The sequence below is a fragment of the Streptomyces sp. W16 genome (assembly GCF_033194735.1).
Taxonomy (GTDB): Bacteria; Actinomycetota; Actinomycetes; order Streptomycetales; family Streptomycetaceae; genus Streptomyces.
The window spans coordinates 17,473-27,149 of sequence record NZ_JAWOAI010000069.1 but is presented as its reverse complement, the minus strand read 5'-3'; the positions used below and the strand labels follow the sequence as shown (position 1 = coordinate 27,149).

The window sequence follows — 9,677 nt, the reverse complement described above, 5'->3', positions numbered from 1 at the left end:
CGACCGGCTGCGGGCGACCGTGGACGGCGGCACCTGGAACCTCACGGACACCCTCGCCGCGTCCGGCAACGACCTGGCTCCCCTGCACCGCGCCCGCACCTACACCGCGGTCGGCCTGGGCCTCGCGGAGGCCCTGGCCTCGGCGCTCCTCGTCGCCACGCTGGCGGTGCTGTGGATCGGTGGCGGCTCGGCGTCTCCGGGCCGCCGACTTCTCCCCGTGGGCTGGTCGCTCGCGGCCGGTGGGGTGCTGGCCGGGCTGGTCGCCGTCCTCTTCCGGCTGGTCAGCGGCGGACGGGTGATCGATCCGCCGGGTTCCTGGCCGCCGAGCCTGGCCCGGCTGGTCGACGACATACAGCGCACCGCCCTGGACCGGCTCACGGCCACCGCCCTGACGACCGCCCTGGTCCCGGTGCTGGCCGGTGCCCTCCTGACCGGTGTCGGCTGGGCCCTCCAGGTCCGGCCGCACGTCCCCGCCCTCCCGCGCCTCCGATGGCTGGCCCTCGCCACCGGCGGCGCCGCCGTCGCCGGCGTCCTGCTGGTGCCGTACGCCGTCACACCCACCGCGTCCCGCACCTGCGAGGGCAGGGCCGACCTGTGCGACCGGTCCTACGACGAGGTCGCCTACCTCACTTCGCACAACGCGATGTCGACCACCGTCGACCGGTTCATCGGCCCGCTCCAAGACCCGGGAATCACCGCCCAGTTGGACGACGGGGTGCGCGCCCTGCAGATCGACACCTACCGGTGGGAGCGCCCGGACGAGATCACCGCGCGGCTCGCCGAGTCCGACTTCGCCCCGGAACAGCGGAAGTTCATCGCCGCGGCCGTCAACAAGGTCAACCCGCCGCGCGAGGGGCTGTGGCTGTGCCACTCGGTGTGCCGGGCCGGCGCCGTCGCCCTGGTCCCCGCGCTGCGCGAGATCGGCGCCTGGATGCACGCCCATCCGACCGAGGTGATCACGCTGATCGTGCAGGACGCGATCAGCGGCAAGGACACCGAACAGGCCTTCGCGCAGGCCGGGTTGAGCGACCTGGTGCACACTCCGGATCCCGATCCCGCGAAGCCGTGGCCGACGCTGGGCGACCTGGTCGACAGCGGGCGGCGGCTCGTCGTCTTCGCCGAGCAGGCGGACGGTCCGGCACCCTGGTACCGCAACTTCTACGACTACGGCATGGAGACCCCGTTCGCGTTCCGCACGCCGGACGCGATGAGTTGCGTACCGCATCGCGGTGGCAGCGACAAACGCCTGTTCCTGCTCAACCACTTCATCACCATCGACGGCGGCAGCCGCCTGGACGCGGGCGAAGTCAACGCCCGCGGGTTCGTGCTCGACCGCGTCCACCGCTGTGAACGGGAACGCGGTCGGCCGGTGAACTTCGTCGCCGTGGACTACACGACGATCGGGGACGCGGGCGGGGCGGTGGCGGCGCTCAACTCCGAGCGCTGAACCGCCCGTTGGTCAATAGCGTTGCGCCTTCGCCAACTTCGGGGTCAGCACCGGCTCCGGCGGCTTCGTGCTGATGGCGACCGGCTGGGCCTTCGCGCCGGGGGCGAGGTTCTCGGCGCCGACGTAGCGCGTCTCCACCACCTTCCCCGAGGAGTCGAGGAAGTCGACCTGGACGGCGTAGGACGCCTTCTTGTCGGTCTTGTTGGTGATGGTGACGAGGACGGCCAGCAGACCGCTGGTCTGGGCGCGCGGTTTGCCGGTCATGGCGACGTCGGACATCGCGTTGCCCTGGCCCGTGACGTTCTTGAGTTCGTTCTGGGCGTCCTTGCTCGCGCGGGCGACCTCGGCCGACACGGACGCCTCGAAGGAGGACGCGGCGGCCGAGGCGGAGGACTCCGCGGCGGAGGCCCGGGCGCGGGCCGACGCGACCGCCGAGGACGCGGCCGACTTCAGGGCCGACGGTGTCATACCCGAGAAGGAGGCCTTGTCCGGAGTCGGGGTCCCCGAGCCGCTGCCGGAGCTGTCGTTGTCGTCGCCGCAGGACACCAGAGCGACTGTGCTCGCCGCGACGACGGCGAGGACCAGGGCGGCCGGGCGGGCCCGGCGGAGTGACTTGGTATTCATCGAAATGAACCTTATGTCGGAAATTCCGAAGTCACATCTCGTCGGCGATCGAGGTCACGTCCCGTCGGCGAACTCAGACCTCGTCGCGCGTGAGGGCCAGCAGCCGGTCCAGGACACGCGTGCCGCCGGCCCGTACGCCGTCGTGCTCGAACTCGTCGGTGACCCAGGTGCGCAGGCCGCGGATGGAGCGGGCGGTCTGCAGGGAGTGGGTCGTGTCGACGTACATGTCGTCGTGGTAGACGGCCGCGGCGACCGGGACCTCGTTGGCGGCGAGGCGCGCCGGGTCGTAGAGCGGCTGCCAGTCGGTGTGGGCGGCGAGGAGTTCGGCGGTGTCGCGGAGCGGGCGCAGCGCGGGGTCGCAGTCGAACATCCAGGGGTGGATCGTCTCGCCGGTGAAGAGGAGGGGGCCGTCGCCCGCGAGGGTCTTGGCGGCGTCGAACTGCGGGAACTCGCCGCGGACGCGCTCCGCCGACCAGGCGGTGGGGCGGGCGTCCTGTGCGTAGCACGCCTCGTGGACGAGGGCGTAGAGGGGGTGCCCGGCGTAGGACAGGGAGTTCTGGACCTCTTCCTGGAACGCGTCGGAGAGCTCAAAGCCCTGCGGGGTGCGGACGAAGGCGTTTTCGAGGAGGAAGTGGAGGCGGTGGCTGCCCTCGCTGCCGCCGAGCATGATGCCGAGGGACTGGAAGGCCTCGGCGGTGAGCCGGTAGCCGTTCGGCAGGACCGGCTCGTGGCGCAGCAGGTACTCGGCGATGCGGCGGGCGCGTTCCACGTCCTGCGGGTAGCGGTCGTAGTGGGCGGCGACCTTGCGTTCGATGCGCGGGTAGGCCGCGCGGTAGACGTCGTCGGCGTGGGCGTCGAGGGACGGCAGGCCGCCGGTGAGGAGGGCGGTGCGCAGGCCTTCGGGGGCGGTGGACAGGTAGTTCACCGTGCAGAAGCCGCCGAAGCTCTGACCGAGGACGGTCCAGGGGGCGCCGCCGGTGAGGGCCGGGCGGATGATCTCGCAGTCCCGGACGATGGAGTCGGCGCGGAAGTGCGTGAGGTGGTCGGCCTGCTCGGCGGGGCCGCCGCGCAGCGGGAGGGTCTGCCGGGTGAGCGGGGTGGAGTGGCCGGTGCCGCGCTGGTCGAGGAAGAGGACGCGGTACTCGTCGAGGGCGCGGTCGAGCCAGGCCTGCCTGCCGACGAAACGATTCGCCCCGAAACCGGGTCCGCCCTGGAGGTAGAGCAGCCACGGCAGGTCCTCGCGGTGCGCCTTGTCGCTCGCGACGACCTCACGGGCGTAGAGCTCGATGGTCTCGCCCGTGGGTTCCTCGTGGTCGAGGGGCACGGTGAAGCGACGGTCGGTGAGGACGACGCCGGGCTGACGGTAACTGACGGACAACGGGTCTCCTGGGACGGACGGTTTGCGGGCCGCGACACATTTCAGCACATGCGCGTCCGATATCCGACCCCCTGGATCATGAAATCCTATGGATCGCTACTGACCCGCCGGTCAGCGGGCGGCGAGGCTGGAGCGGCGCACCACCAGTTCCGGCTGGAGCACGACCCTCCGGTGCTCGTGCGGGCGAGCCGTCGCGTCCGCCTCCGCCTCGGTCTCCTCCAGGAGCAGTTCGGCGGCGAGGGCGCCCATGGTGACGGCGGGCTGCCGGACCGAGGTGAGCGGTACGGCGGCTGCCGCGGCGAACTCGATGTCGTCGTAGCCGACGATCGCGAGGTCGTCCGGGACGCCGACGCCGGCCGCGAACATGGCCTGGAGCACGCCGAGGGCGAGGAGGTCGTTGGCGCAGAAGACGGCGGTGGGGCGGTCGGCGAGGCCCAGCAGACGGGCGCCGGCGTCCCGGCCGGCGGCCACGTCGAGCCGGTCGGTGGGCAGCTCGCGCAGCGTGCCGGGGTCGAGACCGGCTTCCGCGAGCGCGTTCTTGGCGCCGGTACGGCGGTCCCGCACCTGGTTGAAGCCGGGCGGACCGCTGACGTACGCGATGGAGCGGTGCCCGGCGTCGATCAGGTGCCGCACGGCGAGCGCACCGCCGGCGACGTCGTCCACGGAGACCGAGCACTCGGTGGTGCCCTCGGCGACTCGGTCGACGAGCACGAAGGGGATGCCGTGCCGGCGGAAGGACTCGATGTTGCGTCCGGTCGCGTCGGCCGGGGTCAACAGCACGCCCCGTACCCGCTGTTCGGCGAAGAGCGAGAGGTAGTCGGCCTCCTCGACGGGGCTCTGCGCGCTGTTGCAGACCATCACACCGAGCCCGGACTCGCGCGCGGCCCGCTCGGCGCCGCGGGCCACGTCCACGAAGAACGGATTGCCCATGTCGAGGACGAGCAGCCCCATGATCCGGCTGCGGCCGGCGCGCAGCTGGCGCGCGGACTCGCTGCGGACATAGCCGAGCCGGTCGATCGCGGACAGCACCCGGGCCCGGGTCTCCGTGGCGACGGTGTCCGGGCGGTTGATGACGTTCGAGACCGTGCCGACGGAGACTCCGGCGGCACGGGCGACGTCCTTGATACCCACCGGCTGGGCCATCAGGCGGAGACCTCCAGGGTGACGTGGGACGGCGGGAAGACCTTCACATTACCGTCATGACCTTTGCCGACTCCGGTGACCGTCCCGCTCACGCGGGCAGGGCGAAGTCGACGACGTGGAGTGCCGAGGGGGTCGTACCGCTCGACTTCTCCTGGTACATGAACGACAGCACGTTGTCCGCCTTCACGCGCAGCTCGTCGATGACGACCTCACCGAACGCGTTCAGGTCGCTCGCGTCGTAGAGCAGCGCCCAGTCGGAGTACCCGGAGGACTTCGAGGCGGCGGCGATTCGGCCGTAGGGCAGGACCGCGTAGGCGTTGTCGTACTTGTCCAGGACCAGCTTGGTGCGCTGGCTGGAGTTCAGGGCGATCGGGATCTCGGTCTTCTGCCAGGTGCCGGCGGAGTTCTTGCGGACGTGGAAGGCGCGGCCGTTCGCGGTGCGGTCGGTGACGTAGTTGGTGGTGCACTGGCCGAAGCGGCCGGGGACGTAGCTGATGATCGCGTGCGGGAGGCCGGTGGAGTCGGTGGTCTGGGTCTCCTGGTTCATCAGGGAGTGGTCGGGGTTGAGGGAGTCGACGACGAGTCCGCCGTCCGTGACCGCCACGGTGTCCGAACTGCCTGTTGTTCCTACGACAGTTCCGGCGTCGTTGCGCCAACTGCGGCCCCGGTCGGTCGAGTAGACGTAGCCGGTGTCGTGGTTGGTGATGCCGCCGCTGTTGCACATCACCGAGGCGGCCTGCTCGCGCCAGGTGAAGAAGGAGTGCAGGCGGCCGTTGACGTCGTAGTCGATGCCGTGGAGGTACATGTTGCGGGCGGTGCTGGAGCCGTGCGTACTGGTGTAGGTGCCGGTCGAGGCGCTCCACTCCCCCAGTGCGGTCCAGGCCGAACCGTCGTACTCCGCAAGGGCGTTGCGGCCGTTGCCGGAGATCCCGACGCGGTAGCTGAGCTGCAGCCTGCCCTCGGGGGTGACGATGAACTGGGGGTAGGTGAACTGCGAGGTGAGCGCCACACCGTCCAGCGAGGTCTGTACGGCGCCGAGGACGGCCGAGGTCCAGGCGGTGGACGCCGGGTTGTCGAGGAGGCCGGCGATCGACTTGACGTAGAAGAAGCCGTCGCTGTGGGAGTCCATGTTGAGGTGCAGGCGGCCGTCGACCTTGGACACGCCCATCGAGATGACGTTGTGGGAGTCGTCGCTCTTGAGGGTGTGGGACAGGGTGATCTTCGACCAGGTGGTGGCGCCGAGGACACGGCGGGCGACGACGGCGTTCTTGGTGGACGTGTACCAGGCCGCGTACTGGTAGCCCTTGTAGGTCAACAGGCCGCTCTTCTGGAACGAGTTGTTGTTGACCAGGCCGTCGTAGGAGACGAAGTAGACCGCCTGGGCGTCGAGTTGGGTGGTGCTCTTCTTGGTGACGGACGGGCCGGGGTCGGCCGCCCGTGCGGTGCCCGGCGTTGCCACGGCCGCAAGTATGGCGGTCGCGAGCACGGCGCGTCTTCTCATGAGCGGCTCCTGTGGGGGATCACGCGAGGTGGAAGACCTCGGTGAGGGGTTTCATCGCTTCGTCGGGACGGGCGCCGTCCAGGGACTCGAAGAACGGCGCCATCTCCGCCTGCCAGCGGGAGTTGATGTCGGTGGCCTCCATGCCGGCCTGGGCGGTGGCGAAGTCCTCGGTCTCCAAGTAGCCGACCAGCAGGCCGTCTTCGCGCAGGAAGAGCGAGTAGTTGTGCCAGCCGGTGGCCGAGAGTGCGTCGAGCATCTCGGGCCACACGGCGGCGTGCCGCTCGCGGTACTCGTCGAGGCGGTCCGCCCGGACCTTCAGCAGGAAGCACACGCGCTGCATCAACACCCCTTAGTTGAAAGGGACTTCGGGGACTAGAAGTTGAACTGGTCGATGTTCTTCAGGTTGAACACGGTCGGCTTGCCCAGGCTGATCACGCCGTCCTTGCCGATGGTGTACGACGTCCCGCCGGCCTTGAAGGTCTCGCCCTCCTTGCCGGTGATCTGCCCGGACACCAGCGCCACTGCCGTCTGCGCGGCGAGGGCGCCGAGCTTCGCCGGGTCCCACAGCTCGAAGCCGTCGACGGTGCCGTTCTTGACGTACTTGCGCATGTCGTTCGGGGTGCCGAGGCCGGTCAGCTTGACCTTGCCCTTGTACTGGGAGCTGGACAGGTACTGGGCAGCGGCCTTGATGCCGACGGTGGTCGGGGAGATGATCCCCTTCAGGTTCGGGTACTGCTGGAGGAGGCCCTGGGTCTGCTGGAAGGACTGCTGGGCGTCGTCGTTGCCGTAGGCGACCTTGACCAGCTTGATGTTCTTGTACTTGGGGTCCTTCAGCTCCTCCTTCATGAAGCCGATCCAGGTGTTCTGGTTAGTCGCGGTCTGCGCGGCCGACAGGATCGCGATCTCGCCCTTGTAGCCGATCTGCTGGGCGAGCAGCTGCACCTGGGTGCGGCCGAGGTCCTCGGCGCTGGCCTGCGAGACGAAGGCGTTGCGGCAGTCGGGGTTGGTGTCGGAGTCGTAGGTGACGACCTTGATCTTGTTGCTCATCGCCTGCTTGAGCGCGGTGCACAGGGCGCCCGGGTCCTGCGCGGAGACGGCCATCGCGTTCACCTGCTGCTGGGTGAGCGTGTTGACGTAACTCACCTGTCCCGCCGTGTCGGTGGCACTGCTCGGGCCGACCTCCTTGTACTTCTCGCCCAGTTCGGTGAGCGCCTTCTCGCCGCCCTTGTCGGACGTGGTGAAGTACGGGTTGTTGACCTGCTTGGGCAGGAACCCGACGGTCAGCCCCTTCTTGAGAGCGGCATTCGGGTCCGCCTTGCCACCGGTGACGGCCGACCCGGTGTTCTCATCCTTCACATCCTTCTTGGTGGTACCACCGCAAGCGGTGGCGGCGAGAGTGAGGGAGGTGACGGCGGCGAGGGCCGCACAGGCACGACGGAGGGATGACTTGCGCATGTCGGTTCCTTTGTGACGAAGGTGAGTACGACGCGCCCTATAGGGGCGCGGGGAACTGCGCGACCAGCCACAGCCGGGCCGGCAGCTTTCGAACGACCTATCCGACGGCGCGCGCGGCGGCCCTCGCGATGGCAATCTGGCGTGCGACCCGAGGGCCAAGCACCGAAACAACAAGCAGCACACCGGTGACAACGATCTGCGACTGCGCCGAAACGTTCAGCAGACTCATCACGTTCTGCAACGCCCCGAGCAGAAAGACACCAGCGATCGCACCTCCCAACGTCCCCTTCCCGCCGTCGAAGTCGATCCCGCCGAGCAACACCGCGGCGACGACGGACAGTTCAAGCCCGGTCGCGTTGTCATACCGAGCACTGGCGTAGTGCAGCGCCCAGAACACCCCGGTGAGAGAAGCCATCAACCCGGTCACCGTGAACAGGATCAGCTTCTGCCGCTTGACGCGGATGCCCGCGAACCTCGCCGCCTCCTCGTTCGCCCCGATCGCGAACAACGACCGCCCGAACGGCGTGGCGTGCAGCACGACCACCGCGATCGCCAGCAGCACGAGGAAGGGCAGGAAGGCCCGCGGAAGGAAGGTGCCCCCGAGGCGACCGGCCGCGAAGTCCAGGTACTGCGTGGGGAAATCGGTCACCGCGTTGGAGCCGAGCACGATCTGCGCGATGCCCCGGTACGCGGCCAGCGTGCCGATGGTGACGGCGAGGGACGGCAGTCCGAGCCGGGTGACGAGCAGCCCGTTGACCAGTCCGCAGGCCACGCCCAGCAGCAGGCAGATCGGGATGATCGTCTCGATCGCCATGCCGTCGTTCCACAGCTTGCCCATCACCGCGCCCGACAGACCGGCCGTGGAGGCGACCGACAGGTCGATCTCGCCGGCGACGACCAACAGGGTCATCGGGAGCGCGATCAGGGCGATGGGAAGGGTGTTGCCGATCAGGAACGACAGGTTCAGCGCGTTGCCGAAGCCGTCGACGGAGGTGAAGGAGAACAGCAGCAGGACGACGAGGAGGGCGCCGACGACCGTGTCCCAGCGGATCGCGCGCGTCAACGACTCAGGCATGGCGGGCGTTCCTCTTCTTCAGTGCGGTAGCCACGCGCAGGGCGACGATCCGGTCGACGGCGATGGCGAGGATGAGCAGGATGCCGTTGATGGCGAGCACCCAGACGGAGCTGACGCCGAGGGCGGGCAGCACACTGTTGATGGAGGTCAGCAGGAGGGCGCCGAGGGCCGCGCCGTAGACGCTGCCGGAGCCGCCGGTGAAGACCACGCCGCCGACGACTACCGCGCTGACGACGGTGAGTTCGTAGCCGGTGCCGGTGCCGGAGTCGACGTTGCCGAAGCGGGCCAGGTACATCGCGCCGGCGAGTCCGGCGAGTCCGCCGCAGAAGGTGTACGCGGCGAGGATCCGCTTGCGGACGGGGATGCCGGCCAGCCGGGCTGCCTCGGGGTTGGAGCCGAGGGCGTACAACTCCCGTCCGCTGCCGAAGTGTTTGAGGTAGTAGGCGGTGACGATCAGTACGGCGAGCGCGATCAACGCCAGCCAGGGCACCGCCGACAGGCCGCCGGAGCCGAAGTCGACGAATCCGCCCGGGAGATCGGCGGCCGTGATCTGCCGTGAGCCGACCCAGATGGAGTCGACGCCCCGGATGATGTAGAGCGTGCCGAGCGTGACGACCAGGGCGGGCACCTGACCGAGACTCACCAACAGCCCGTTGACCAGACCGAGTCCGACGCCGAGGAGCACTGCCAGCAGGATCGCGACGACCGCGTTGCCCCCGCTGTGGAGGTAGTCGCCGGTGGCGAAGGCGGTGATGCCGAGGGTGGAGCCGACCGACAGGTCGACGTTGCGGGTGATGACGACCAGCGACTGACCGGTGGCGACCAGGACCAGGATGGTCGCGTTGAGCAGCAGGTCCTTGATGCCCTGTTCGGACAGGAACTGGCTGTTGCCCGCCTGGGTGATGCCGATCATCACCAAAAAGACGACCAGGATGGCGAGTTCGCGCATCTTGAAGACCCGGTCGACCAGCCGGGTGCCGCTCGATTCGGGGGCCTCGGCGGCGGGCGCGGGCTTGGGAGCCGTGACCGTCATACGGCGGCCCTCCCGGAAACT

Annotated in this window: 9 protein-coding genes; 1 reads left to right on the top strand and 8 read right to left on the bottom strand. The window is 69.2% G+C overall.

The annotated features are described in order from the left end of the window. On the top strand, nt 1-1,447 hold a 1,447-nt coding region (locus R6V09_RS12280; protein ID WP_317881428.1), incomplete at its 5' end, for a hypothetical protein. A 12-nt stretch (nt 1,448-1,459) separates the two neighbouring features. Here R6V09_RS12280 and R6V09_RS12275 read toward each other — a convergent pair. The 8 genes from R6V09_RS12275 to R6V09_RS12240 form a co-directional block, all read right to left on the bottom strand. After that, a complete protein-coding gene (locus tag R6V09_RS12275; RefSeq protein ID WP_317881427.1) occupies nt 1,460-2,071 on the bottom strand; it encodes an FxLYD domain-containing protein in 612 nt (203 codons plus the stop codon). A gap of 73 nt (nt 2,072-2,144) precedes the next feature. Beyond that, the gene (locus tag R6V09_RS12270; protein WP_317881426.1) at nt 2,145-3,449 is read right to left on the bottom strand and encodes an alpha/beta fold hydrolase; all 1,305 of its coding nucleotides are present in this window, start codon (nt 3,447-3,449) and stop codon (nt 2,145-2,147) included. Between the two features lie 111 nt (nt 3,450-3,560). Then, nucleotides 3,561-4,592 (bottom strand): LacI family DNA-binding transcriptional regulator, encoded by a 1,032-nt coding sequence (locus R6V09_RS12265; RefSeq protein WP_317881425.1) that lies wholly within the window; start codon nt 4,590-4,592, stop codon nt 3,561-3,563. A gap of 88 nt (nt 4,593-4,680) precedes the next feature. Further along, nucleotides 4,681-6,093 (bottom strand): BNR repeat-containing protein, encoded by a 1,413-nt coding sequence (locus tag R6V09_RS12260; RefSeq protein ID WP_317881424.1) that lies wholly within the window; start codon nt 6,091-6,093, stop codon nt 4,681-4,683. A gap of 19 nt (nt 6,094-6,112) precedes the next feature. After that, complete coding sequence (locus tag R6V09_RS12255) at nt 6,113-6,433, bottom strand: L-rhamnose mutarotase (protein ID WP_317881423.1); 321 nt, start codon at nt 6,431-6,433, stop codon at nt 6,113-6,115. 32 nt (nt 6,434-6,465) lie between these two features. Beyond that, entirely contained in the window at nt 6,466-7,548 is a 1,083-nt protein-coding gene (rhaS, locus tag R6V09_RS12250) for a rhamnose ABC transporter substrate-binding protein (RefSeq protein WP_317881422.1), read from the bottom strand. Between the two features lie 97 nt (nt 7,549-7,645). After that, nucleotides 7,646-8,623 carry an ABC transporter permease gene (locus R6V09_RS12245; RefSeq protein ID WP_317881421.1) on the bottom strand — a complete coding sequence of 326 codons (978 nt, stop codon included), beginning with the start codon at nt 8,621-8,623 and terminating at the stop codon, nt 7,646-7,648. Continuing rightward, complete coding sequence (locus R6V09_RS12240; RefSeq protein WP_317881420.1) at nt 8,616-9,656, bottom strand: ABC transporter permease; 1,041 nt, start codon at nt 9,654-9,656, stop codon at nt 8,616-8,618. The genes R6V09_RS12245 and R6V09_RS12240 overlap by 8 nt, the downstream gene beginning before the upstream one ends. Nucleotides 9,657-9,677 lie beyond the last annotated feature (21 nt).